The organism is Paenibacillus sp. JDR-2 (assembly GCF_000023585.1).
Lineage (GTDB): Bacteria > Bacillota > Bacilli > Paenibacillales > Paenibacillaceae > Pristimantibacillus.
In genome coordinates this window covers 5,403,963-5,428,122 of sequence record NC_012914.1, presented here as the reverse complement: position 1 = coordinate 5,428,122, position 24,160 = coordinate 5,403,963, and the positions used below count along the sequence as shown (strand labels likewise).

General features: G+C 49.1%; 23 protein-coding genes. 17 read left to right on the top strand and 6 right to left on the bottom strand.

The window, feature by feature from the left end; translation table 11 throughout:
* The first annotated feature begins 131 nt into the window (after positions 1-131).
* The 6 genes from PJDR2_RS23775 (at position 132) to PJDR2_RS23750 (ending at position 6,035) form a co-directional block, all read left to right on the top strand.
* A complete protein-coding gene (locus PJDR2_RS23775) occupies positions 132-950 on the top strand; it encodes a sugar phosphate isomerase/epimerase family protein (RefSeq protein WP_015846275.1) in 819 nt (272 codons plus the stop codon).
* Positions 950-2,077: a Gfo/Idh/MocA family protein gene (locus PJDR2_RS23770; RefSeq protein ID WP_015846274.1), complete on the top strand. Its 1,128-nt coding sequence runs from the start codon at positions 950-952 to the stop codon at positions 2,075-2,077. Before PJDR2_RS23775 ends, PJDR2_RS23770 begins: the two co-directional genes overlap by 1 nt.
* A 27-nt stretch (positions 2,078-2,104) precedes the next feature.
* Positions 2,105-3,307, top strand: coding sequence for an MFS transporter (locus PJDR2_RS23765; RefSeq protein WP_041613598.1), 1,203 nt, complete (start codon positions 2,105-2,107; stop codon positions 3,305-3,307).
* Positions 3,308-3,391: 84 nt separating this feature from the next.
* Positions 3,392-4,105 (top strand): S-layer homology domain-containing protein, encoded by a 714-nt coding sequence (locus tag PJDR2_RS23760; RefSeq protein WP_015846272.1) that lies wholly within the window; start codon positions 3,392-3,394, stop codon positions 4,103-4,105.
* A 159-nt stretch (positions 4,106-4,264) separates the two neighbouring features.
* Positions 4,265-5,221 carry a 3'-5' exoribonuclease YhaM family protein gene (locus PJDR2_RS23755; RefSeq protein ID WP_015846271.1) on the top strand — a complete coding sequence of 319 codons (957 nt, stop codon included), beginning with the start codon at positions 4,265-4,267 and terminating at the stop codon, positions 5,219-5,221.
* Positions 5,222-5,273: 52 nt separating this feature from the next.
* A complete protein-coding gene (locus PJDR2_RS23750) occupies positions 5,274-6,035 on the top strand; it encodes an HNH endonuclease (protein ID WP_041613596.1) in 762 nt (253 codons plus the stop codon).
* A gap of 609 nt (positions 6,036-6,644) precedes the next feature.
* Here PJDR2_RS23750 and glsA read toward each other — a convergent pair.
* The gene (gene glsA / locus PJDR2_RS23745) at positions 6,645-7,592 is read right to left on the bottom strand and encodes a glutaminase A (protein WP_015846269.1); all 948 of its coding nucleotides are present in this window, start codon (positions 7,590-7,592) and stop codon (positions 6,645-6,647) included.
* Positions 7,593-7,819: 227 nt separating this feature from the next.
* On the opposite strand from glsA, the gene PJDR2_RS23740 reads away from it, so the two are divergent.
* Positions 7,820-8,638 carry a MetQ/NlpA family ABC transporter substrate-binding protein gene (locus PJDR2_RS23740; protein ID WP_041614608.1) on the top strand — a complete coding sequence of 273 codons (819 nt, stop codon included), beginning with the start codon at positions 7,820-7,822 and terminating at the stop codon, positions 8,636-8,638.
* Between the two features lie 384 nt (positions 8,639-9,022).
* Here PJDR2_RS23740 and PJDR2_RS23735 read toward each other — a convergent pair whose 3' ends face one another.
* A complete protein-coding gene (locus tag PJDR2_RS23735) occupies positions 9,023-10,378 on the bottom strand; it encodes a dipeptidase (protein ID WP_015846267.1) in 1,356 nt (451 codons plus the stop codon).
* 143 nt (positions 10,379-10,521) lie between these two features.
* Positions 10,522-11,685 carry a tryptophan synthase subunit beta gene (gene trpB / locus PJDR2_RS23730; RefSeq protein WP_015846266.1) on the bottom strand — a complete coding sequence of 388 codons (1,164 nt, stop codon included), beginning with the start codon at positions 11,683-11,685 and terminating at the stop codon, positions 10,522-10,524.
* Between the two features lie 195 nt (positions 11,686-11,880).
* On the opposite strand from trpB, the gene PJDR2_RS23725 reads away from it, so the two are divergent.
* Positions 11,881-12,945 carry an ATP synthase subunit B gene (locus PJDR2_RS23725; protein ID WP_015846265.1) on the top strand — a complete coding sequence of 355 codons (1,065 nt, stop codon included), beginning with the start codon at positions 11,881-11,883 and terminating at the stop codon, positions 12,943-12,945.
* Positions 12,946-12,991: 46 nt separating this feature from the next.
* Here the strand turns inward: PJDR2_RS23725 and PJDR2_RS23720 are convergent, their stop codons facing one another.
* On the bottom strand, positions 12,992-14,254 hold the full coding sequence (locus PJDR2_RS23720; protein WP_015846264.1) for an MDR family MFS transporter: 1,263 nt from the start codon (positions 14,252-14,254) through the stop codon (positions 12,992-12,994).
* Positions 14,255-14,411: 157 nt separating this feature from the next.
* Between PJDR2_RS23720 and PJDR2_RS23715 the strand changes: the two genes are divergently transcribed.
* Positions 14,412-15,008: a GNAT family N-acetyltransferase gene (locus tag PJDR2_RS23715; protein ID WP_015846263.1), complete on the top strand. Its 597-nt coding sequence runs from the start codon at positions 14,412-14,414 to the stop codon at positions 15,006-15,008.
* 10 nt (positions 15,009-15,018) lie between these two features.
* Complete coding sequence (locus PJDR2_RS23710; protein ID WP_015846262.1) at positions 15,019-15,318, top strand: hypothetical protein; 300 nt, start codon at positions 15,019-15,021, stop codon at positions 15,316-15,318.
* Between the two features lie 58 nt (positions 15,319-15,376).
* Here PJDR2_RS23710 and PJDR2_RS23705 read toward each other — a convergent pair whose 3' ends face one another.
* Complete coding sequence (locus PJDR2_RS23705; protein ID WP_015846261.1) at positions 15,377-16,723, bottom strand: FAD-binding oxidoreductase; 1,347 nt, start codon at positions 16,721-16,723, stop codon at positions 15,377-15,379.
* A 285-nt stretch (positions 16,724-17,008) separates the two neighbouring features.
* On the opposite strand from PJDR2_RS23705, the gene PJDR2_RS23700 reads away from it, so the two are divergent.
* The 6 genes from PJDR2_RS23700 to PJDR2_RS23675 all read left to right on the top strand — a co-directional run bounded on the left by PJDR2_RS23700 (position 17,009) and on the right by PJDR2_RS23675 (position 21,159).
* Positions 17,009-18,454, top strand: a complete 1,446-nt coding sequence (locus PJDR2_RS23700; RefSeq protein ID WP_015846260.1) for a glycosyltransferase family 39 protein — start codon at positions 17,009-17,011, stop codon at positions 18,452-18,454.
* Positions 18,455-18,479: 25 nt separating this feature from the next.
* Positions 18,480-18,902, top strand: a complete 423-nt coding sequence (locus PJDR2_RS23695; protein ID WP_015846259.1) for a GNAT family N-acetyltransferase — start codon at positions 18,480-18,482, stop codon at positions 18,900-18,902.
* A 125-nt stretch (positions 18,903-19,027) separates the two neighbouring features.
* Positions 19,028-19,234, top strand: coding sequence for a hypothetical protein (locus PJDR2_RS23690; RefSeq protein ID WP_015846258.1), 207 nt, complete (start codon positions 19,028-19,030; stop codon positions 19,232-19,234).
* A gap of 82 nt (positions 19,235-19,316) precedes the next feature.
* Positions 19,317-19,808, top strand: coding sequence for a CPCC family cysteine-rich protein (locus PJDR2_RS23685; RefSeq protein WP_015846257.1), 492 nt, complete (start codon positions 19,317-19,319; stop codon positions 19,806-19,808).
* 278 nt (positions 19,809-20,086) lie between these two features.
* Positions 20,087-20,413 (top strand): hypothetical protein, encoded by a 327-nt coding sequence (locus PJDR2_RS23680; protein ID WP_015846256.1) that lies wholly within the window; start codon positions 20,087-20,089, stop codon positions 20,411-20,413.
* A gap of 68 nt (positions 20,414-20,481) precedes the next feature.
* A complete protein-coding gene (locus PJDR2_RS23675; protein ID WP_015846255.1) occupies positions 20,482-21,159 on the top strand; it encodes a hypothetical protein in 678 nt (225 codons plus the stop codon).
* A 46-nt stretch (positions 21,160-21,205) separates the two neighbouring features.
* Here PJDR2_RS23675 and yhbH read toward each other — a convergent pair whose 3' ends face one another.
* Entirely contained in the window at positions 21,206-22,369 is a 1,164-nt protein-coding gene (gene yhbH / locus PJDR2_RS23670; protein WP_015846254.1) for a sporulation protein YhbH, read from the bottom strand.
* Between the two features lie 217 nt (positions 22,370-22,586).
* Between yhbH and PJDR2_RS23665 the strand changes: the two genes are divergently transcribed.
* Positions 22,587-24,155: a response regulator transcription factor gene (locus PJDR2_RS23665; RefSeq protein ID WP_015846253.1), complete on the top strand. Its 1,569-nt coding sequence runs from the start codon at positions 22,587-22,589 to the stop codon at positions 24,153-24,155.
* Positions 24,156-24,160: the final 5 nt, after the last annotated feature.

The following is a 24,160-nucleotide window of genomic DNA, read 5'->3' as shown; positions in this document are numbered from 1 at the left end:
ACGATCTTTTTCCTGCTGTGTCAAGCGAATAGAAATTTACCCCGCCAGCCGTTAAAAATATCCCTATTTTACGCAGTTCAAGCACTATAATGGAAGGGGATGGACATATTGATCAGCGGGAGTGAGGAATCGTGAACGTATCAATTGGAGGCTATTCGTTTAACAACACGCATCTGGAAGGGAAAATGGATGTATTTGGCTATTTGGAAACGGTTAAATACCGCTACAGGCTGGATGTCGCCGATCTGTGGAACGGGTTCTTTATAGACCGCAGCACGGGGCCGATCTATCAGCTTGCAGAGGAAAGCTATATCCGCAAAATCCGGGAGGCATTGGACGAAAAAGAAATGTCGGTGGTCAATTTCGCCGTTGACGGCGCTCATCTGTGGGATCCGGACCCGGAGGTTAGGAGACGTCTCCACGATAACGCTCTTGTGCATTTGCGCGCATCGGTTATTCTCGGCGCGAAGACTGTCCGGATCGATACAGGCGGAAGCTACCATGACGTAGAGACGATGACGGAGGAGCAATTCGATTACACGGTCCGGACTTACCGGGAGTTTGCGCAATTTGCGTCGGATAACGGTTTCCTCATCGGTCCGGAGAATCACATGGGCGCATCGCTGCTGCCTCGCGAAATGAAACGGATCGCCGAAGCGGTCGACCATCCGGCATTCGGCTTCCTGGTCCATCTTGGACGGTGGAAAGCCGACTCTGAAGAGGGCGACAAGCTGGTTGCGCCGTGGGCCTACCACACCCATTTTGATGAAAAAACCGCCGTATCCGGCGATGCTTTGAATACGATTGCAACGCTAAAGGATGCGGGTTATAAGGGCTATTGGGGAATTGAATATAACGCGCCGACGCGGCAGTATCTGGAGACGGAGAGGCTGCTTGGCATGGTGAAAAAGCTGCTTGCGGACGAAGCTGACTTAAGGAGTGAAGGGTAATGGAGACGGTTAAAATCGGGATTATTGGCGTTGGCCAAATCGGCAAGCAGCATATCGAGAAGTACCGTTCGATTCCGGGCGCCCAGATTGTTGCGGTCTGCGATGTAAACGAAGCGGAGGCCAAAAGGGTAGCCGACCAATACGGAATTCCGCATGTGTACTCCGATTATCGCGAGTTGATTAGGCGCGAGGATATCGATGCGGTTGACGTCTGCCTGCATAATAACTTCCATGCTCCCGTCACGATTGCTGCGCTGGAGGCCGGCAAGCATGTATATTGCGAAAAACCGATAGCCGGTACTTACGAAGACGGCAGAAGAATGCTGGAGGCTGCGGAGGAGACGGGCAAGCTGCTGCATATTCAGCTGTTTACGCTTTACGGCAAGGATACGAAAGCGGCTAAGACGCTGATTGACGGCGGCAAGCTGGGCAGGCTGTACCATGCGCGTTCCACCGGCTTCCGCCGTAGAAACCGTCCCTTTGTGGACGGTTACGGGACGCCGTTTTTCACCCGCAAAGAAACGGCAGCCGGAGGTGCTCTGCTCGATATGGGAGTATACCATGTGGCTCAGCTGCTTTACCTGCTTGGCAATCCGGAGGTGGAACGCATCTCGGGCAAGGTCTATCAGGAGATGGCGATGGTGGAGGAACGCAAGAACAGCAGCGGGTTTAACGTAGAGGAACTGGCGACCGGCTTTATCCGGTTCAAGGGCGGTTTAACGCTTGATCTGATCGAAGCTTGGTCGGTGCATATGGGAAGCTTTGAGGGAAGCAGCATTCTTGGCTCGGAGGGCGGTGTCAGATTGCCTAACGGCATGCCTGGCGAAGCCTCCCAGCCGTTCAGCTACCATAGCACGGTATGCGATATCGATATGGACAGCACGATTGACCTGGACATGATGGACTTACGCTGGCACCGGCTCCGCGAGAATGAAGATGCATACGACTCCTCGCAGCATCACTGGATTGCGGCGCTGCAGGGACGGGTTCCGCTGCTCCCGACATCCGATATTGCACTGCGTACGATGCTGATCAGCGAGGGGATTTATTTATCCGAAGAGCTCGGCCGCGAAGTGACGGCGGAGGAAGTAACCGCCCGGTCAAGCTCAACGGCTATTTCCGTCTAGGCTGCAAAGAAAGCGGTGATGGACAACATGAGTGAGATAGAAGGAAAAATAGAAAGAAGAAGCTTTCACTTTATCAAGGCGTTCAATTTTTTCAGTTACGGAACGATAGCGGTCTACAGCACGTTTTTTGCCCTTTATTTGCAGTCAATCGGTATTAATCCGCTGAAAATCGGGGCGCTTATGGCAGGCGGCCCTATCGTGTCGCTCATTGCAAACCCGCTATGGGGATTTTTGAGTGATCGGAGCCGCAATATCCGGTTAATTCTTATTCTGATGCTGGCCGGCAATCTTATTGCGATGCAGCTCGTATTTTTAAGCGACTCCTACACGTTTATATTCGGCTGTATGCTGCTCTTTTTCTTTTTCCAGATGCCGTTGTTCTCGCAGAGCAACAGCCTTATCCTGAACAGTATCGAAGGGACGCGCCACAAGTTCGGGGCGTTCCGGTTATGGGGATCATGCGGGTGGGCGATACTTGCTTTGGTTACGGGACCGATTCTCGGGCAGATTGGCATCAGCCGTTTATGGCTGGTTTATACGATTATGATGCTGGTCGCGATCGGATTCGCGTTTACCCTGCCGAGAGGATCCTCTCCAAAGACGGCTCAAGGCGTAAATTACCGGCGGATGCTGGGCAATAAGGTGTTTCTCGTGTTTCTCGTTATCGGGCTTCTGATCTCGATTCCGAACTCGATGAACACAACGTTTATCGCATTGTATATGACGGAGCTTGGCGGGCATACGGATCTTGTGGGCTGGTCGGCTTTTCTGTCTTCCGTCTTCGAAATCCCGGTATTTCTGCTCTTTGACCGGTACTTGTCCAAACATGTCCGGACGATGGTCAGCTGCCTGATTCTCGTCAGCCTGCTGTATGCGCTTCGCTGGTTCCTGATGGCAGGAGCGGGCAACGCGGAGCAAATTATTTTTATCCAGGCGCTGCATTGTCTGACGTTTGGAGCGTTCTACTATATCGGCACGCAGCTGACGGCGCTTATCGTTCCCAGCGAGCTGCGGGCATCGGGGCAGGCGGTCTATGCGTTGACATGGGGCGGCTTGTCGGGGATTGCATCCGGATTTCTTGGCGGTTATCTGTTCCAGCAGATCGGGCCAAGGTCCATCTATTGGACAGGAATGGGGATGGCGTTAATCGGGCTGGTCGGATTCACCTTGCTTTACTTGTATATGAGGATGACAGCCGTTAAAAAGAGCAAGCAGGAAATCAGCTTCTAGCAACATTTACCGCATGACCTTCGTCCATAACTTTGAACAGTTGTTCAATATCACAGCCTAGAGGATGAAGGAGGACATACAGTTATGAAAAAACGTATCACTGCCGCGGCTATTTCCGCCGCTGTCTTGTTCGGAGCGGTATCCGGCCAGGCGCTTGCCGCCGATAATTCCAGCTTCACGGACATTGCCGGCACCAGCAGCCGCGCGCAAATTGAAGCTTTGCAGGAGCTTGGCATTGTGAAAGGGGTATCTTCTTCGGAGTTCCATCCGGAAGAAAACCTGACGGGAGCGCAAGGTATCGAGCTGATCGTCCGGACGATGCAGTTAAGCCTGGCTGCCATTGATTTCAATCAGACTCCTACTGCGGACGGCTTTTTCACCAATGTGAAAAATGATGCCTGGTACGCGGAAAGCTTCGTCATCGCACACTATAACGGACTTGATCTGCCGGCTGACATCGATCCGAATAAGCCGCTGACTAGAGAGCAATTCGCTCATTACCTGGTTCAGGCCCTTGAGAAAACCGGCCAATATCCGCTGATAAAGATGTACATCAACATCCAGGATGAGAAGGATATTACGGTAGACTATCAGGGAACGATCCAGCGCGCGCTGCTGTACAAGATCGTTGCGCTTGATGAGGACGGCAATTTCCACCCGCAGCAAATCGTAAACCGAGCGGAAGCGGCTGCTATTCTTTTTGCAGCTCATGAATTTGTTGAGACGCATAAGGATAACGGCGAAGCCGGGGCTCCTGAAGAACCAGCGGCTTCAGCGCCGGCGCAAGCATTGGAGTAAAAAAGGCAGAGGCTGTCCATCCGACAAAATGTCGGGCGGACTGCCTCTTTCTTTTTCGCGCCGCAGCGGGGAATTTCATAGTATAATAGGAGCATCATGTGTCCCATAACGACGGCATCTTTGAGCAAATGTTGTGGGCAGCTGGAGAGAGGAACACGAATGACGCAAATTAAAGATCTTCGCAATCAGGACGATTTTACCGGCTTCTATTTGCTTAAGGAGCTGGAAGTTAAACAGACCAATGCAACAACACCTAAGGATTATTTCGATATTGTATTAGCCGATGGTACGGGGCAGCTGGGGGCTAAGTTCTGGGATGTCTCATCGCAGGACAAAGAAACCTTCTTTCCGATGGGACTCGTTAAGGTTCAGGGGAATGTCCATCTGTACCGCGAGAAGCTTCAGATCAAGATTTCGCGCATGCGACCTGCTGTTGAGGAAGACGGCATTACGCTGACTGATTTTATCCGTTCGGCGCCGGTTGCTTCCAATGAACTTATTGATACGATTTATAAAGCGAAAGACAGTATTCAAGATACGGAGATTAAGGCGATTGTCACTTATTGCGTGACGAAGGTGGAGGAAAAGCTGACGCATTACCCGGCTGCCAAGACACATCACCATGCGTATTTTGCCGGACTTGCTTACCATATGGCCAGAATGCTGGAGATCGGGGAATTTCTGTGCAAGCAGCGGCCTTTCCTGAACGCCGATCTGCTTAAAGCAGGCATTATTCTTCATGATATCGCTAAGCCCGAGGAGATGATCGCGCAGCTCGGCATCGTATCCGACTATAGCCTTTCGGGCAAGCTGATGGGACATATTTCGCTGGCATCGACATGGATTACGGAGGCCGCCATCCGCTGCGATATTAATTTGGATTCGGAAAAAGTGCTGGGATTGCAGCATATGGTGCTGTCTCATCATAATCTGGGAGAGTGGGGGAGTCCCGTTCAGCCGCAAACGGCGGAAGCTGTGGCGCTGCATCATATTGACGCGATGGATGCCAAGCTTCAAATGGTCGAGGATGCCCTGCAGACAACTCCGGAAAGCGAACCATGGACGCCGGTTGTCCGTGGACTGGAGAATAAGCCGATCTATCGGATGAAGCTGTAATTATAAAGGGTAATGGGGTGAAGGACGGGTGCTAGAACACCCGGCACTACCGATGACCGATAACTTGCAAACGACTCAATATAAGCAATGCGTGCATTGCCTGGAGCAAAAGCCGATGACGGATTTTCTCCGCCGTACGGGCAGGCGTTCAGGACCGGCTTCGAGGCGTGGTTCCTGCCGAAGCTGCCGGAAAACAAGAAGCCGGATTACCGCGCCGGTTATGATATCTGCTGCTAATCAAGAGGCGGAGGGTCAGCTGGCAACGCCATTGGCAACGATGCCCGAGGGGGTTGCCGCCGCACCGGCAAGTCAAGCTGAGCCTGCAGCAGCAGCTGCTCCTGCTGTGGCACCAAAGCGGCCTAGACCGTCCAAAGCTCCGGCGCGGACTGCCGGAGCCGGCGGGAAATACCGTCCCCGTCCGCTGCCGGCGAATTACTCGCCAACGGATGCTACTTTGCTAAGGACGACACGCAAAGGGACGGTCTGGATGCGCGGCAAGACCGATAAAGGGCGGCGCTGGCATCAGGAGATTGAGCTGGAGCTTGCGGTGACGCTCGTGAAGGAGCGGGCCGCCGTTATTGTGAACCGGACTACGATCCGGCGTTTGTTCAGCAATAAGGATTTCCGGAGCTATATCCTGACTAGGGACAATTACACCTGCCATTTCTGCGGACAATACGGCGATACCATCGACCATATGCTGCCGCGGGCAAAGGGTGGCCATACCACGCCGGATAATTGCGTATGCGCCTGCAATGAGTGTAATCAGTCCAAAGCGGATAAAGATATTGATGAATTTATGCGGGAGCTTTAAAAATAAGAGGGGTGTATGCAGCCGAGTCTGGGATTCGGTGTTCGTACACCTCTTTTAATTTTGACTTAAGGTCCCTAGAGGGCCTTAAGTTTGTAAATAGCCATACTAAAATGTGCTTAAGGCCCTTAAGGGGCCTTAAGGGAGCAGGAGAGGTACCCCAAACGGGCTGGATATGCTGATTATCAGGAACTTAAGGTCCCTAAGGGGCCTTAAGCTTGTAAAATAGCCATACTAAAGGCTGCTTAAGGCCCTTTAAGGGCTTTAAGTAAGTAAGATAGGTGCCCCAAACGGGATGAAAGTGATGGTTATCCGGAGGTTAAGGACCCTGGGGGGCCTTAACCTCGCCGGTATTGGCAGAAATAGTGAAAATGAGCTGTAGCCAAAATAAGACCCTTACAGGGTCTTATCTAATAAAAATGGAGCAGTAGTCAGTTGAACAAGACCCTTGCAGGGTCTTATTCGTTCACAAAACGAGGAAGAACCGATGAAAATTAACTTTTGTAACCAAAATAAGACCCCGTTAGGGTCTTAATAATTAAAGTAACAGCCTTAACTAGCCAAATAAGACCCTCGCAGGGTCTTATTGGAATGAGAACTTCTCCAAAACGCTTAGAACAAACTCCAATCCATTTCGCGCGAAAGGGTCTCAAGCAGATGGACGCCGGCGATGCTGTTGCCTTTGGAGTTAAGGGCCGGACCAATTACCCCGATGCCAAGTCTTCCCGGCACCATAGTCAGGATTCCGCCGGACACGCCGCTTTTTGCAGGAAGCCCGACTTGGATGGCGAATTCGCCGGATGCATTGTACATCCCGCATGTAATCATAAAGGTTTTCGCGATTTGCACATACCGGCGGGGGATTAAGGAGTCACCTGTTATCGGATCGGTACCGTTGTTGGCAAGGACAAGGGCCATTCGGGCTAAGTCGCTGCAGGTAACCTGAACCGAGCAATGGTGGAAATAGACATCCAGCACGTCCTCGACTTGTCCTTCCAGAACGCCGTTATCCTTCAGCAAATAGGCCATTGATCTGTTCAGATTGGCGGTATCCGATTCCGATTTGTATACGTCCATGTCGTACGTTAATGTATCATTGCTTGCAAGGGCTTGGAAGAAGGAGAGAATGCGTGCGGACTTCTCAGCGGAATCCCGGCCGTGAATCAAGGAAGAAATGGCGATAGCGCCGGCGTTGATTAGCGGGTTGAACGGGATACCGGGACGTACAAGCTCCAGCTTCAGCATGGAGTTGAAGTTGTCGCCGGTTGGCTCCATGCCGACCTTTTGGAAGACGGCTTCCTCTCCGTTGTCCATCAGGGCGAGAATAAGCGTAAATACTTTGGAGATGCTCTGCATCGTAAAAGGCAAGCCGCAGTCGCCTGCCGAAACAGCTTGCCCGCTAGTATCGATCATGTGGATGCCAAGCGCATGCTGAGGAGCTTTGGCGAGCTCCGGAATATAGGAAGCCGTCTTGCCGTAGGCGGAACGGACTTTGCTCGACTCTACCCAAACCGGGAGCTGGCGGTTTAATAATTCGATTTCTTGTGCAGTAAATGACATTGCAGGTTCCTCCATTACAAGCCGTTGGCATCTATTTTCTATATTATATTTCATATTCCAAATTGCGAACAGTGCGAGCGAATCTCTAGATTGATTTATGAATAGGACTCGCTTAGACTTGGGTCTTACAGGCGGCTGACTGCCAAATTTGGCAGAGAGAGATAATAAAGCCAGCCGGATATAAACGGGAGGAATGGATAGTGAGAAGCAAAGTAATCGGGCTCGTCATGCTCGCACTCCTTGTGGCGATTGTCGCGGGATGCGGTCAAAATAATAAGCCGGACAAGCAGGATAATCAGGCAACAAACGAAGGAAAAGCCGGACAGGAAGTGAACCTGGAGGTAGCGGTTCTAATTCCGCCGATGAGCGAAATTCTGGAGCTGGTGAAGCCGCTCTTGAAGCAAGACGGCATTAACATGGAGATTGTAACGCTGTCGGATAACGTACAGCCGAACACGGCTCTTCAGCATAAAGAGGTAGATGCGAACTTCTTCCAGCACGTTCCTTATATGAACGATTTCAACGCAACCAACAAGGCGAATCTGGTGCCGGTTAAAGCGATCTATAATGCGGTATACGGCGGTTATTCGAAAAAGTATAAAAAAATCGAGGATCTTCCGGATGGCGCAACCATCGCGATTGCCAACGATCCGTCCAATATCGGACGTTCGCTTGTGATGATGGAGAACAACGGTCTTCTCAAGCTGAAAGAAGGAGTTGGCATTAAAGCCACGCAAGCCGACATCGTGGATAACCCGCATAAGTTCAAGTTCAAGGAAGTGGACCTGCTTATGCTTGCCCGCGTCATTGATGATGTGGATATGGTTCTTATGACTCCGGCTTACGCGAAGCCGCTTGGTCTGACGCCTAAGAAGGACGCTTTGATCAAAGAAGGCAGCGACTCCGACTTCGTTATTACCTTGGTCGCGCGCGAGGACAACGTAAACTCCCCGGCGATTCAGAAGCTGGCTGAGCGGATGACCGGCCCAGAGGTTAAGAAATTCCTCGAGGATAATTACAGCGATATCGCGCTTCCGGCGTTTTAAAGGTATACAAAAAAGGCAGCCGTCAAGGCTGCCTTTTTAGGTGTATAGTCCATTAATTGCATTGCACTTTTTACAGCATAATGACACGGATAACCCCATTAGCTGGCCATATCCTGCACATAATGCAGGATATGAAGGCAAAAACGACCAATAAAGCCCAATTCAGCGAAATATGCTGCACTTCGTGCAACATAACGTTCCGTAACTGCTCATTTAAGCGTAATAACCTGCATTACGTGCAACGAAAAAAGTTTCGGTTACATAGCCAGACTTACAATGATTATCACAATACCGGCCGGGAGGGTTATATACCCTCCGGCTTTTACGGCTTCTTTCGTTCTGACCCCAAATGGTTTGTGACTCTCATTTCCCCCTAGAGGCTAGTTATACTCTTTTCAAAAACTCCACGATCGTCAGCAAACCTTTGTCGAAGTTCTCGAGGTTGAAGTGCTCGTTAGGAGCATGAAGATTCTCGTCCGGCAGGCCAAAGCCCATCATGATAACAGGCGCCGACAATTGGCGGGAGAAGGTCTCCACAATCGGGATCGAACCGCCGTCCTTGGTGAACAACGCGCGCGTGCCGTAAACGGCTTCGTATGCGTCAGCTGCCGTTTGCAGAAGCGGGATCGTTGGATCCATATCGAAGGCGCGCGCTTTTTCGCCCGGCTTCACGGATAAGGTAACTCCCTGCTGCACGTTCGCGTGAAGATGCGCGATGATGGCATCCAGAATGCGCTGCGGATCCTGTTGGCCGACGAGGCGGCAGGTGATCTTCGCATGCGCTTCTTTCGGAATCACGGTCTTGGTGCCTTCGCCTTGGAAGCCGCCCCATACGCCGTTCAGCTCCAGCGTTGGACGAGCGCCGGTGCGCTCTACAAACGTATAGCCTTCTTCTCCGTACAAGGTGCCGAGTCCAAGCGTTTTCTTCAGCTGCTCTTCGTTGAACTTCTGCTTCTCGAACTCTTCATGCATGGCTGCCGTTAGCTCGGGAACCCCTTCGTAGAAGCCTTCTACCGTAATACGTCCGTGTTTGTCATGCAGAGATGCAAGCAATTCAACCATGGCATGGAGCGCATTTGGAACGCCGCCGCCGTATGTACCCGAGTGCAGGTCCGTATTCGAAGCGTTAATGGTCAGCTCGAGTGAACAAAGACCTCGCAGACCTGTCGAGATGGCAGGTTTGCCTTTTTCAATGAGGGAAGTATCCGAGATAAGCACGGCATCGGTTGCGAGCAGCTCTTGCTTCTCGTTCAAGAATGTCAGCAGGCTAGGGCTTGAAATCTCTTCTTCGCCTTCGATGCAGAACTTCACGTTAACCGGGAGCTGCTGCTCCTGCTTCAGCAGGGCCTCAACGGCTTTGATATGCAGGAAGACCTGTCCTTTATCGTCCGTTGCCCCGCGCGCATACAGCTTGCCATTACGTTCCGTTGGTTCAAACGGTGGCGTCTCCCACAGATTAAGCGGATCGACCGGCTGTACGTCATAATGGCCGTAGACAAGGACCGTTGGTTTGCCCGGCGCATGAAGATGATCGGCATATACAATCGGATGTCCGGCCGTCTGATGAATCTTTACGTTCTCAAGTCCAGCTGCCTCAAGCTTGCCTGCCACCCACTCGGCAGCTTTGATCATGTCCTGCTTATGCTCAGACAGCGCCGAAATGCTTGGAATTCTCAAAAACTCTTTAAGCTCCTCCAGCTGCTGCTCTCTACGTTCCGAAAAATACGATTCATAACTCATATGGTTTATGTACCTCCCAAAAAGAAATTAATACACGAACAACTTTGTAACTGCAGGCTATAAGAGCCTAATCCAAGTATACGCTTCCGGGCAGTCAAAAAAAAGGCAGCCCCGCCCAAAGAGGCAGAAGCTGCTGTCAAACGTTATTTATGAAGCATGTGGAACACTTGCTCCACGTCTTTATCGCCGCGGCCGGACAGATTGATAATGATGATCTCGTCCTTGTTCATCGTTGGAGCGAGCTTTTTCGCGTGGGCAACCGCATGGGCGCTTTCAAGCGCGGGGATAATGCCCTCCGTACGGGACAGCTCCTGGAACGCTGCGAGCACTTCTTCATTGCTTACCGTAACGTATTCCGCGCGCCCGGTAACCTTCAGATGGCTGTGCTCCGGTCCGATACCCGGATAATCAAGACCAGCTGCGATAGAGTACGTTTTTCTTGGATTGCCTTCTTCATCAAGCAGCACGAGACATTTGAAGCCGTGGATGATGCCAGGAACGCCTTCGGTCAAGGTTGGCGCTTGATCCGGTTCAACGCCGATCAGGCGTACGGAAGGCTCGTCGATGTAGTGGGCGAAAGCTCCAATCGCATTGCTGCCGCCGCCAGCGCAGGCGATAACGGCATCCGGGAGACGGCCTTCCTTGGCCAGTATCTGACGCTTCGATTCTTCGCTGATGATCGATTGGAAGTGCTTAACCATCGTTGGGAACGGATGCGGGCCTACGGCCGAACCCAGGAGGTAGAACGTGTTTTGATAGTTGGCAACCAGATCGTTCAGCGCTTCGTCAACGGCATCCTTCAGGCGGCCTTGACCTTTGTCTACCGGTACAACGGTAGCGCCAAGCAGCTCCATCCGGAATACGTTCAGCGCCTGCCGGCGTGTATCCTCCGCGCCCATATAGATGACGCAGTCCATGTTAAACATCGCGCAAGCGGTTGCTGTAGCAACGCCATGCTGACCGGCACCGGTCTCGGCAATGACGCGTTTAGCGCCCATCCGTTTGGCGAGCAGGATTTGGCCAACCACGTTATTGATTTTGTGTGCGCCGGTATGGTTCAAGTCCTCGCGTTTCAGATAGATTTTTGCGCCGCCCCAGGCGTTCGTCAGCTGTTCGGCGTAAGTCAGCGGGTTTTCGCGGCCGACATATTCCTTCAGATAATAGTCCAGTTCTTCCTTAAATTCCGGATCATCCTTGAACTTGTTGAATTGCGCGCTTAAGTAGTCCAATACTTCCTTCAGCTCAGGCGGGACAAAGCTGCCGCCAAATTCTCCAAAATACCCTTCAGCTACTTGTTCTTGACTCATCTCCGAAAGCGCCTCCAATACTAGGGATAATCTACTAATTCAAATCTTATCGTAGCATAAAATATGACAAAATTCTTGTTAAAAATAGGTAGGTGATAGATTCGGGAATTCAATTGATGTTCACCCTATTTTACAAATATTAGTTGCGCTTCAGAGTAATTTTGATTACTATATAAAGTAAGGAGGTGCTAAAAAATGGAGGAAGAGTTACAGCTTAACGTTCCGCTATTGCGCCGTCGCGTACCCAATCTTACTTCTGCGGCACGGACAGCCGGTCTTCGGGCAGCAACCGTCTCGAATCTTTGTACGGGGAAAATACCCGTCGGCCGTGCGGAGGTCCGCACTTTGGTTGCTTTAGCCACGTTGGCAGGTTGTAGTCTTGATGAACTCATAATTAGAGGGAGCGGGATGAGGATGATCGAAACCGGAATTAAAGCGCTGGATTTGCTCGCGCCGGTCGTGCGGGGCGGAACGGTTGGTTTTGTGGCCAGACCCAATATGGGGCAGCTTGTATTGTTAGCCGAGTTTATGCACCGGATGAACAAACGGGGGTATACGACGATTTTTTGGGATCCGGGTACCGATGCTCCGGGCATTAGCCATGTCAAAGAACAGTCCGAATTCGTACTTGCAACAAGAGATGATATAGATAAACAGATCGTTAAGCTTCGCGAAGAGAAGGATATCTTGCTGGGCGTTGACCGCAGCACCGTATTAAGCGGGGAGCTTTTCTCGCTAAAGGAGAGCTTGAAGGAAGCGGGTGCAAGACCGATCACGGTCGCGTTGGTAGATATGGCTTACGCCGTTGCGGATGATTCGGCTGCCGAAGCCTACGGACCGCTAGATACGTTATGGCGATTTGATTCGGATTTGATCAGCCGCGGTATTTATCCGGCTATCGATCCTATAACCTCCACTTCGACTATATCGGAAGGCAATTATTTGGATGCGGCGCATCTTGCTCTGCAGCAGCGCGCGCGTAAGCTGCTTCGACGTTATAGAGAGCTGCGATTGATAGTAACTACGCACGGACTTGATAAAATAACGGATGCCGATTCGCAGCTGTATAAACGGGGGGAGAGACTGGAATCTTATCTGGCCCAGCCGTTTTTTGTCTCGGAGCCTTATACGAATAAGGCCGGCGAGTGGCTGTCCCTGTACGAAACGTTGGAGGATGCGAAGCGAATTCTGGACGGCGAGCTGGATGAGACGCAAGTCACCGAGCTGTTTTTCAAAGGAAAGCTAGAGGTTAGAAGCTAGTTATATACTAAAGGCAGAACCCTAGGGTTCTGCCTTTTTCCTTTTCCTATGCTGTCTGTTTATCGAACTGATTAAACATCCTGTAGTAGATTACCGCGGACAGTACGGCGAGCACGGTCAGGAGGGCAAACGTTCCGTCATAACCGATCCATTCGCTAAGCGGGATGGAGATCGGAGCCAGCGTTCGTCCAATCGTAAACCTCAGGCTGGAAGCCGCAAAATATTGCCCGCGCATATGCTCCGGCGCCAGCCGGGATACAAATGTCTGCTGCGGACCGGCCGTCATCAGCTCCGCAAGCGTAAATACGACAATCGCGGCGGTCAAGCCCCAGAACGTGGACATTTGACCAAACAACGCAATTCCGGTCGCGTACAGCAGCGCGCTTCCGATGAATACAAAACGGTCACGGAATTGCAGCATCCATTTGGTTACGGCTACCGTAAACAAGGCGACAAACAGTCCATTCTCCGATACGATGAGTCCAAAAAGCTTCTCGCCGGACAATTGGAAGCTCCAGTCGCCGTAGGCAAGCACCGTAGTCGAGTGGATCGTCTCCTTCAGGAAAACGGGGAAGAGCAAATCCAGCTGCATAAAGGTCTGGGCTAACAGAACACCAGCTATGATGAACAGCAGGAATACGCGGTCCGAGGCAATAACCTTATAATCCTGAAGCTGTTTCGAGACGGCTTTGTACCATGGCTCGCTACCGCTGCGTCTCTCTTTGAGCAAATCCGCCGAAAGCGTCTCTCTTGTAAAAGAGGCAAGCAAAACGGCAACAAGCAGGCAGACCGCGCTTGCCGCAAACAAGATGATAGAAGGCGAGTCCAGAAAGAAGGTGGCGCCGATCAACGGGCCGATTACAACAGCCATATTAACCGCAGTGTAAAAGACGGCGAATACACTGGAACGGTGCTGCTCCGGCACAACATCGGCTACCATCGCCTGGCTGGCAGGCCAGTACAAGGTGCCGCATAAGCTGGCGAAGGTGAAGCCGATAAATCCGATGGCGGGGGCATCCAGCCAAGGAGTTGCGCTAAAGGCGAAAATGCCGTAACCAACGGCTTGTCCGCTGGCTGCGAACACCATGACCTTTTTTCGCCCGAGCCGGTCCGCGAAATAACCTCCGAATAAGTTAACAAACACGGATAAAGCCTGTGACAGGATGAGCAGGATACCGGTCCAGCTTTTACCGAAGGATTGCGCGAAATAGATCGACAGAAAAGGATAAAACACCCAAAAGATAACGTTAAAGCAGGTTTCTCCCAAAAGCCGAATTTTTAAATTCTGATCCCAATCTCTAATTCTCATGTTGTCCTGATCCTTCTAGTTGTGATAGTCAATCCTCCCATCATACTGTTCCTCTTAAGTCGTAGCAAGTGGTGCAAAAAGGAATCGTTGCGGGCCATACAACGCGGGACTATAATTGTATGAAAATAACAAAATGAAATTGGGGAGAGATGAGCCGATGAGCCAATTCGGAACGAATCCAATTCTGCTGACCATTCCTGAAAGCTTTGAGAGCGCTCGGCTCCTTATTCGTGCTCCTTTATTTGGCGACGGGGCGGCCGTTAATGAGGCAGTAATCGAAAGTATCGAGGAGCTGCGGCCATGGATGCCTTGGGCGAACCAAATTCCTACAATAGAAGAGTCCGAGATTACAATAAGAAAGTCCCGTCTAGAGTTTCTGAACCGCACGGATTTGCGGCTGCTTCTCTTCCATAAAGAGACTGGCCAATTAGTCGGCAGCAGCGGGCTTCACCGGATGGATTGGAAGGCAAGAACATTCGAAATCGGGTATTGGGCAAGAACAGCTTATGCTGGGCAGGGTTACATATCGGAGGCGGTTGAGGGGATTACGAACTTTGCCATTCATCAGTTACAAGCGAACCGGGTCGAAATCATATGTGATGCCCGTAATAAACGGAGTGCAAAAGTAGCTGAGTGTGCGGGATATACACTGGAAGGCGTTTTGCGCAATCATAAGCGCGCCAACGACGGTTCGCTGCGGGATACGATGATTTTCTCGAAGGTTCGAGGCGTGGAGTTTGGAGTAAGAACATAGAGGGATGAAGATGACAGACAATTACCATAAGATTATCTATTTATTAGAGGAGCTACGGGCACGAGTCGAGTCTCCCTTAACGGATTTATTTTGGAGCTCTTACAATTCTGTTTCAGAGATCTTAGAAGAAATAGATAGTTATGTTATTCGATTAACGGCCATGGATATTGAAGTAATGAAAGACATACAATTTTTTATCGCTCCAACAGGCTCTATGCAAGAGATCTCAATAAGCAATGGTTGGGCCAGTGAATTTGTTGCCATATCCGGGATGCTGGATCAATTAATGGAGTTTAGCAATCCGGTTTAGAAAAAAGGCAGCGGCCCCAGACTTGTAAGTTCAAGTGTCTGGGATCCGCTGCCTTTTGTCATTTTGCAGGAGGGATACTTTGCGGATTGTTAAAAACGTTTTGCGGGTCGTATTTGGCTTTAACTCTGCGCAGTCTCGCGAAGTTTTTGCCGTAATAGACGGGACCGGAGCATTTAATGCCTTGGTCCGGCACGTTGATGTAGGACCCTACGATAAACGGCTGCAGCTTCTTCCTCGTGTTGCGAGCCAGGGCAATATTTTTAGCCGCATGCGACGGTTTTACCCACGAGCTATTCCATTCCACGTAATATTGCGGATCACGCCAATAGAAGGCGGTAGCTCTAGGCGCAATTTTTCTTATAGCTCCTCCCCAGTTGAGGAAGAAGAAGCCAGCCGGAGTTCCGCCCTCGGCCTTTTCCAAAAACTCGCGCATATATTTAAAAGCCTTATCCGGGAACGGACGTCTGCCGAAACCGCTGGAGAACTGGTTGCTGAACTTCTGCGGAAGGATTGGATCCGGAGCCAGCAAAAACTTGGTTGCTTGCAGCCAAGGAAGAGACTGGATGTCTCTCTTGGTCGTTGTTCCTACACTTAGTATAGGCTGCAAGAATTTAAGGGCTTTCTTTTTGCAGCCCAGGTAGACACCTAGCATACTGACATTTCCGCCTTTTTTCGGACCGACGGATAATTCGCTGCCCAGCTTGGTGCTGGTGAAAGGCGCCCAACGCTGCCAGGCCTTGACGACTTCCTCGAACTGCTCCCACGGCCAAGTGATACTGAATACGGTTGCCCGAACCGGAGCGCGTCTCACTTTGAATTTGTATTTGGTATATACGCCAAAGTTACCCCCGCCGCCGCCGCGGGAAGCCCAGAGCAGATCGGCGTTGCGTTTCTTGCTTGCGCGAATGATTCTGCCCTTGGCATCAACCATTTCCAGAGCTAGCAGATTGTCGCTGATAAGCCCGGTCGTCCGTTGCAACGGACCGATTCCTCCTCCGGGGGTGATGCCGCCGATGCCGACGGAAGGGCTGTCGCCAAATGGCGCCATGAAGCCTTGCCGAGCAAGCGTATCAACGATTCCTCCTACCCGGTTACCGGTCTCGACAACCGCGGTACTGGATTTTTTATTCAACGTAATTTTCTTCATCTCGCTTGTATCAATAACAAGTCCGCCGTTAACCTGCGACAGGTTAGTCTCCAGCGCATGCCTGCCGCTTCTTGGGCGGATAGGCACCTTATGCTCCCGTGCCCACTTGATGGCATTGGCTACATCATTCGTTTTTTTCGCGAAAACAAATACTTTCGGAAACCGGTCCGTATGTGGGTCCCAGTTCTTTCGAGCGGTCTCGTAACCGGGATCACCTTTGAAAATAACTCGCCCCGTAAGTTGTGTCTTGGCTTTCACGTATCCATCTCCCTATGAATGAATGGCTAATCTTCGCTTGTTAGTCATTTTTTTAGGCAGGTACGTTATAGCGTATGAAGGCGGTTTACAGCGGGTATAGGCGAACGTATATAGTAGAAGATTAAAAATTTGTTATTCGATAAATTACCCGGGAAATTGACACGGCCGTCTTTAGGGATGGCCTTTTTAAATGAAAGGATTAGGAAATTAGTTCCATACAATCATGCCTTTACAAAGAAAATTATGGTAACATAGCTGGATAAACTTTGAAAGGGTAGGAGTAGTATGACTTTTCGCACACGTATTCTCTCTGCAGCAGGCGGACTGTTTTTTGCAACGATTTTCGCAGCTTCTTTTGCAAATGCATGGAGTTTCTATGATTCGGTATTAAAAATGATCGCTGCGTTTATTGCGACAGCAGTAGTGACCTTGCTTGTTATTCATTGGGCCATTACCGGTCTCAGCCGGAAAGCTTTCCTGGTTGTATTTCTCTTCTTTGGCTTGGTTTGCCGAGTGATCTGGATCGTGTGGAATCCGGCGCTGCCGCAATCGGATTTTCTATTTATGTATAATGCGGCACAAGAGGCGGCTTCGGGGGACTTTGCCTTTAGCGATTCATCTTACTACGTCAGCTTTCCTTATCAGCTTGGGTTTACGATGTATGAGGCCGGAGTCATTAAGCTTTTTGGCAATCACTTAATCATTTTTAAGCTCCTGAACGTCTTATTTAGCATGGGAACCGCCATTGTCCTTTATCTTTCCGCTTCGAAAGTATTTCATGAAAGCTGTGGAAGAATCGCGGCTTTGGTATATCTCTTTTATATTCCGAATATCTTGATGTGTTCGGTGCTGACAAACCAGCATATATCGGTGTTTTTATTTACAGGGGGATGCTTTCTGCTTCTTAAAGGAAGAGACCGGGTTATCTATTGGTTGTTTGCAGGATTAGCGATTGGCTTGGGGCATCTCATGCGTCCCATTGGAAGCGTCTATTTGGCTGGCGTTGTTTTATTTGTTCTCCTAATCATATGGCAGCAATGGCGCGGCTCTCTCAAAAGACAAGCTGCGAGTACGGCCGGCAAGCTGGGAGTCGTCATTGCCATGTATTATTTAGTACAAATACTAGCCAGCATCTCGCTGACTTCGTCTCATGTTTCCGAGCAATCGTTATTTGGCGGAGAAAAGTATTGGAAGTTTATGGTGGGGCTTAACGCGCAGACAAACGGAAGTTGGAATAAGGAGGATGCCCACTATACGAACCAGTATTCTTTTGGCGAAGAGCGCCACCAGGCGGAGCTTGTAATCATAAAAGAACGTCTCCAAAATAAAAGCGAGCTTATCGCTTTATTTGGAAGAAAGCTTGTTTATATGTGGGGTTCTTCGGATTCTTCGCCTTATTGGAGTCTGCGGGGGTTAGACAAATGGGAACTGGAGACTAGTCTTAACCAGTGGGAAAGACCGCTATATGTGCTCATGAGCGCATTTGGCGTTGTGAGTATGGTTGCTTTATGGCGTACGGGTAAAGGAAATGAGGCATTATTCTATTTAATTCTCTTATTGCTATATATCGGAGCGCATTTGCTGGTAGAAATTCAGTCCCGGTATAGGCTCGACTTTATCCCCATACTGATTCTTTTGCAAAGCTATGGAGTCTACCAGGTGTATAAACGGGTTCAAGGAAAACAATCAGCGACGTTGGACAAGCGTTGGGAGAGAGAACTTGGAGCTTAGAATGGAATAAAGGTGGTCATTTATTATGGCAAGTAAACAATACGAGATCATTAAGCGTCTTCCAACGGTGCAGGAGCATAAAGCTTTATGGGAAGCTGTAGGTTGGGGGAGCATTCATATAGAAATGTCGGGGCAATCAATTGCAGGCTCGCTTTATGGCGTGGTTGTCGAGCGTGAAGGCGAGGTTGTCGGAATGGGACGGGTCGTTGGCGATGGGGCCATGTACTTTTACATCCAGGATGTAGCGATCGCACCGGAGCACCAGAAACAGGGTCTAGGAAAGCTTATCGTAGAACAGCTGCTGGACTATATCAAAGAACGCCGCCATGAGAACGGGCTGGCTTTTGTCGGGCTGTTTGCCTCCCATGGCAATGATGCATTTTACGAGCAGTTTGGGTTCAAGGATCATTCCCCTGGGATGACGGGGATGTTTACGGTGTTTGAATAGATAGTAGCGGGGAAAAGATGACACTATTTGGGTCATCTATTTTTGGATAGTAGGAGCGAACCCTTCTCCGATTTTATCGTATATAGAACAGTGCATGGAATAATTCCCATTGGAGGAGCGATAAAATGGAGTTCATCTTATTAGCTGTAGGAGCGTTGTACTTGTTTGCTCCGAAGCTGGCTTGGAAGTGGGGAAGATTTAATTATAATAACGAAAGCAACGCTCAGAATAAGGATCTGGAGAAAATGACTCCATCGAAAAAGACAATCATATACCTGCGGGTTGTTGGAAGTTTGTTAATTGCAGCAGGCATGATTTTTTTCATCAACTAAATATAAATGGCGATAGTCTTTTTGTATAATATACGCATATAAGATGTCCTTCATTTGATAGCTCCTGGAGGGAAGCGGTCTGTTGAATACTAAAGCGATGAAGCGAATAAAGTACAAGTTTCTTTTCAGAAGAGCAGTAGAAGGGGAGCTCTTTTATCTAGTCCTTATGTTAGCTGCCTATTTGTTGTTTCATAGAGAGTTCTACTACTACGACTGTTTTGCTGGCGCGGTAATGGGGATCATTTTTGGACAGATGAATTGGAAAGATAAACAGAAACGGGTTCATGCCGAGGTTGTCAGGTCAAACTTAGGAAATGTTCAATGTCCTTGCTGCGGTTACTTTACAATCTGCAGCGATGATGAAGTCGTAGTAGATATTTGTGAAGTTTGTTATTGGCAATATGATCTTATAGCGCATGAAAAGCCTCATATAAGCATCGGGGCAAACAAGCTGTCATTAAATGAAGCTATTAAAAATTATAAAAAGCATGGCGTTTGCAAAGTAATATTTAAGCACTTAGTTAGAGAGCCGATCGCAGAAGAATTGCCCGAGAATAATGTGGTGAGTGAATGAACGACGAGTATTATTGTAAGTTATTAGATCAGACTGTTGAATTAGGAGTATGCATGGACATTAATTTTGAGAGAGAAAGATTGTTCATGGCGGATACTCTAATCAAATTAAACATTCAGAGGAATAAGGCACAATCGGTATGTCCGACTTGTCCTTATTGTCCAATTGGGGAAGCTGTTACAAGGCAAGGAATGAATAAGAGATGAACACAGCAATTGTTTTTGCTTTAGCGCAAGACCGGCATAATTTTAGCGTATATAACAAGGAGGCCTTGGATAGTGTTTGAGGTCGGAGCTTTGAGAGAGTGGATGCTTACAAATGATGTCGAATCGAAATTGTATTCAGCATTTTGGAGAAGCTTTGAACACTACAAAGTAGAGGAATCTGCTGAGTTCGGTGAAGCTTTTCCTAATTATGACTCAACTTATCTTGATCTGAAGATTGATTCAGTATCGATAAAGTTTAGTAATAACTATCCTGATTTTGATTACAACCATGTCGTTGCAACGCTTAATATGGAGTACTCTGATCATGTAGTTGGGTATTATAAACTCTTCTTTAACTTTGACGGCAAAGTGGATGATGATATGTTCGTTATTTATTGATCGCTTGGAATAAAAATATATAACTTATATAGTCCTTACTTGGAAAAAGTATCCTTTGGGAGGATGGGATGATCTCTAAAAGAACTAAAATAATTATTACAGGAATACTTTTATTGCTATTGTCAGCTATCATTGTTACCTTATATTTCGGTTACAAAGGTACGCCATGGGGGAAGGCGAATTTTCATTCAAAAGCAGTGCAGTACCTTAATCAATCAAATTATACTATTCCGAATGAATATGGGATATCGACAATTCACAGTTTTATAACAGGTGATTATATGTCGATCATCACATTGCCTAATGGTATTCAATTTCAAGTGTTAGAGGATTATCAAAAACAGTTGTACGACAATTACTATGCTTCGAAAATAGAACATACCATTTCGAATGAAGCCTCCGATGTCGTGAAGGATATATTTGGTGGCGATGCCCGAGAATCGTTTCATATGGGAGACGGTTATATTTCTAGAAAACTCACGGAGACTAGTTCCTATACTAACTTAGGCAGAGATATTAGAATAAATGCATCTTTTTCTGTTAATTTGGAAGACGGTTCGGCTTTCGCAGATGAAGATGCATTGATTAGGAAGTGTATGAGATTTCTAGAATGGATAAAGAAAAATAATTACGATTCGGATGTTTATATTTCTAATGAAGAATATGCAATAACCATAAGGCTTGATGAACTTAGAAAGTTAGATGAACAAGGTTTAAGATCATTAATATCGAGGTGGAAGAACTAAACCATTTCCAAAAAAACCGGCCGTCCCTTGGACGACCGGTTTTCTATTACCCTACAACGCCTTCCCGTTTGCGGAAGAAGGATTTCAGGGCGTTATACACTTCGCCTTTCTCGCGAATGACGTAGTACATGAAATGGTTCATATTGATATGCTTATACGCGGACATAAGCGTACTCGAGCGGTTGTACTGGTTCACTTCGCCGTAGCCGAACAGGTTGGAGCGCTTGAGCAGCTCGCCGATCAGCTTGACGCAGCGCTCGTTGTCGCTGGTCAGGTTGTCGCCGTCGGAGAAGTGGAACGGATAGATGTTGTACACGCTTGGCGAGAACCGGCTGTCGATAATCTCGAGTGCCTTAATATAGGCTGACGAGCAGATCGTACCGCCGCTTTCGCCGCGGGTGAAGAACTCTTCTTCGGTAACTTCCTTCGCTTCGGTGTGATGGGCAATGAATACGATTTCGACTTTCTCGTATTGATGCCGCAGGAAGCGGGTCATCCAGAAGAAGAACGAACGGGCTACGTATTTCTCGAAGGAGCCCATGGAGCCCGATGTATCCATCATGGCAAGGATAACCGCATTGGATTGCGGCCGTACAATCTCTTCCCAGGTCTTATAGCGAAGATCATCAGGCGAGATGCCGTGGATACCCGGCGTACCGGAGGTGGCGTTGCGCCGCAGGTTTTCCATAATCGTCCGTTTCTTGTCGATGTTCGACATGATGCCTTTTTTCCGGATATCGTTGAACCGGATTTCCTTCGTCTCGAGCTGATCCTTATCCTTCTGGCGAAGGAACGGCAGCTCTAATTCCTCGAACAGCATGCTCTCCAGCTCAGCCAAGCTGATCTCCGCTTCGATAACATCCTCGCCGGGCTGATCGCCAGCGCCTTCGCCCTTGCCGGGACCTTTGGCCGCTTGCGGATCGACGCCTAATACGTCGCCGACCTGGCTGTCGCCGTCTCCTTGACCTACATGTTTATTTTTATTGTAGTTATACACAAATCGGAATTCGTCAAGGCTCCGAATCGGCACTTTGATTACTTGCTTGCCGTCAGACATGACAATGCTTTCTTCAGACACGAGGTCGGGCAAATTCTGCTTAATGGCTTCCCGGACCTTCTGCTGGTGCCTGGCTTGATCCTGGTAGCCTTTACGATGCAGCGACCAATCCTCCTGAGATACAACAAACAGTCTATCTTCTGCTGAACCCATTTCGGAGCACCTCCTTGCACAGTTTTTTTGGGTTTGTTATTCAATATATTCAAGTCCTCCCCGGATATGTGAAGCAAAAGTTGCCCGATTCTAGCAAACTTCCAAATAATCCGCCAAAATGTAACAAGGACAGCCCATTCAGAAAGGTGAGAAATTGGCTCGCTTTATCGGTTATAATGTACTTTACATATGTAAGTGCAAGACAAGGGGGTACATCATGTCAAACTACTGCAAGCTGCTGATCGTGGACGACGAAGCCTTGATCCGGCAAGGGATCAAGCATTATATGAACTGGGAGCAGGAAGGCTTTCAGATCGTGGGCGAAGCTTCAAACGGAAAAGAAGCGCTTGAGATGATTGCGGAGCTGCAGCCTCATATCGTGCTGACGGATCTTGTCATGCCGATTATGGACGGCGAAGAGCTGACCCGGCAGATCAAGCTGAAATATCCGGATATTGAAGTTATTGTCCTAAGCAGTTTTGGAGATTTCGATTACGTACGATCCACCTTTCAAAGCGGCGTACGCGACTATATATTAAAGCCCAAGCTAGACACTGGCCACATGCTGAACGTGCTGAAAGCCGTTGCCGATAAAATTCCGTCCCTGCAAGGGGACGAGCAATCCACGAATCAAGGTCCAACAATCGATTCGGTGCTGGAGAAGCTGTTATCCGGTTACGAGATGGATGCCATGCAGGTTGAAGCGGAGCTTGGCGACCATTTTCCTCATAGCGCCTTCTGCCTACTGGGTGTGGACCTGCGAGGAATAAACGCAACAAAGGAGCAGGTGAATGCCATCCGGCAAACGATGCAGGGCGAGCTGGACAAACAAGCGGTTCATGCCGATCAGTTGGTCTATCACGTTCTGAAAGCCGAAGCGCCTATGATTTTGCTGCTTCTTAATCTGGATTACACGATGCTAAGCCTGCTGCCCTACTGGGGAAGAACGATGGCGAGCTCGATCAATCAGCTGGAGCTGGATGTGGCTGTTGTCGTAAGCGAGCCTTTCTCGGCGATTACCGAATTAGAGCAGTCCTATAAGGCTAGTCTGCTGAAAATGATGGATTACGCCTTTTATTTCCCGGACAAGCATCTGTTATTGTTCCATGAGTTCCCGGAATCCGGGCAGGCGGCAGATCCTTTTAACCTGAACAGCTTTACGGAATCGTTCAAGCGCGAGCGCTTTGATACGGCATTTGACTATTTGCTGGATCATCTGGAAGTGTTCAAAACAAACTATACGACGGATGTCTTTGAGTTCAAGTCGTTTCTGAGCAATGTTATTTTTAACATTACCGTGCTGCTTGGCAATATGAACTACGGCACGCAGCAGCTGGAGACGAAGAAATATTACTATTTCAAAGCTATTGAAGAGTCGCGAAATGCCAATACGGCGGCAGAGCTGCTGACAGCGTTTATCGGGGAAGCGAAGCTATGCATAGCCGAGAAAGCCGAGCAGTCCGGCAATGCCAACATGAAGCGGCTGCTTGATTATATTCACGAGCATTACGCCGAATCGCTCAATTTGACGGAGATGGCGAAGCATTTTCATTTTAACCCGTCTTATTTGTCGAGCTATTTCTCAACCCATCATAACGAAGGCTTTGTCGATTATTTGCATAGGGTGAGACTGGAGAAAGCATCGGAGCTGCTGCGGGCAGGGGAAGCTTCGATCTCGGAAATCAGCGGGATGGTTGGTTATTCGGATCACAGCTATTTCTGCAAGGTGTTCAAGAAGCATACCGGACTGTCGCCAAGCCGTTACCGGCAACAAAACCTGAGATGAGTGAG

Bases quoted from the DNA above. Each gene is read 5' to 3' on its own strand.
- PJDR2_RS23720 (WP_015846264.1), bottom strand. From the start codon at position 14,254: ATGAGAATTAGAGATTGGGATCAGAATTTAAAAATTCGGCTTTTGGGA.
- PJDR2_RS23755 (WP_015846271.1), top strand. From the start codon at position 4,265: ATGACGCAAATTAAAGATCTTCGCAATCAGGACGATTTTACCGGCTTC.
- PJDR2_RS23675 (WP_015846255.1), top strand. From the start codon at position 20,482: ATGATCTCTAAAAGAACTAAAATAATTATTACAGGAATACTTTTATTG.
- PJDR2_RS23740 (WP_041614608.1), top strand. From the start codon at position 7,820: ATGCTCGCACTCCTTGTGGCGATTGTCGCGGGATGCGGTCAAAATAAT.
- PJDR2_RS23735 (WP_015846267.1), bottom strand. From the start codon at position 10,378: ATGAGTTATGAATCGTATTTTTCGGAACGTAGAGAGCAGCAGCTGGAG.
- PJDR2_RS23690 (WP_015846258.1), top strand. From the start codon at position 19,028: ATGGAGTTCATCTTATTAGCTGTAGGAGCGTTGTACTTGTTTGCTCCG.
- PJDR2_RS23765 (WP_041613598.1), top strand. From the start codon at position 2,105: ATGAGTGAGATAGAAGGAAAAATAGAAAGAAGAAGCTTTCACTTTATC.
- trpB (WP_015846266.1), bottom strand. From the start codon at position 11,685: ATGAGTCAAGAACAAGTAGCTGAAGGGTATTTTGGAGAATTTGGCGGC.
- PJDR2_RS23695 (WP_015846259.1), top strand. From the start codon at position 18,480: ATGGCAAGTAAACAATACGAGATCATTAAGCGTCTTCCAACGGTGCAG.
- glsA (WP_015846269.1), bottom strand. From the start codon at position 7,592: ATGTCATTTACTGCACAAGAAATCGAATTATTAAACCGCCAGCTCCCG.
- PJDR2_RS23715 (WP_015846263.1), top strand. From the start codon at position 14,412: ATGAGCCAATTCGGAACGAATCCAATTCTGCTGACCATTCCTGAAAGC.
- PJDR2_RS23750 (WP_041613596.1), top strand. From the start codon at position 5,274: ATGACCGATAACTTGCAAACGACTCAATATAAGCAATGCGTGCATTGC.
- PJDR2_RS23725 (WP_015846265.1), top strand. From the start codon at position 11,881: ATGGAGGAAGAGTTACAGCTTAACGTTCCGCTATTGCGCCGTCGCGTA.
- PJDR2_RS23760 (WP_015846272.1), top strand. From the start codon at position 3,392: ATGAAAAAACGTATCACTGCCGCGGCTATTTCCGCCGCTGTCTTGTTC.
- PJDR2_RS23710 (WP_015846262.1), top strand. From the start codon at position 15,019: ATGACAGACAATTACCATAAGATTATCTATTTATTAGAGGAGCTACGG.
- yhbH (WP_015846254.1), bottom strand. From the start codon at position 22,369: ATGGGTTCAGCAGAAGATAGACTGTTTGTTGTATCTCAGGAGGATTGG.
- PJDR2_RS23700 (WP_015846260.1), top strand. From the start codon at position 17,009: ATGACTTTTCGCACACGTATTCTCTCTGCAGCAGGCGGACTGTTTTTT.
- PJDR2_RS23665 (WP_015846253.1), top strand. From the start codon at position 22,587: ATGTCAAACTACTGCAAGCTGCTGATCGTGGACGACGAAGCCTTGATC.
- PJDR2_RS23770 (WP_015846274.1), top strand. From the start codon at position 950: ATGGAGACGGTTAAAATCGGGATTATTGGCGTTGGCCAAATCGGCAAG.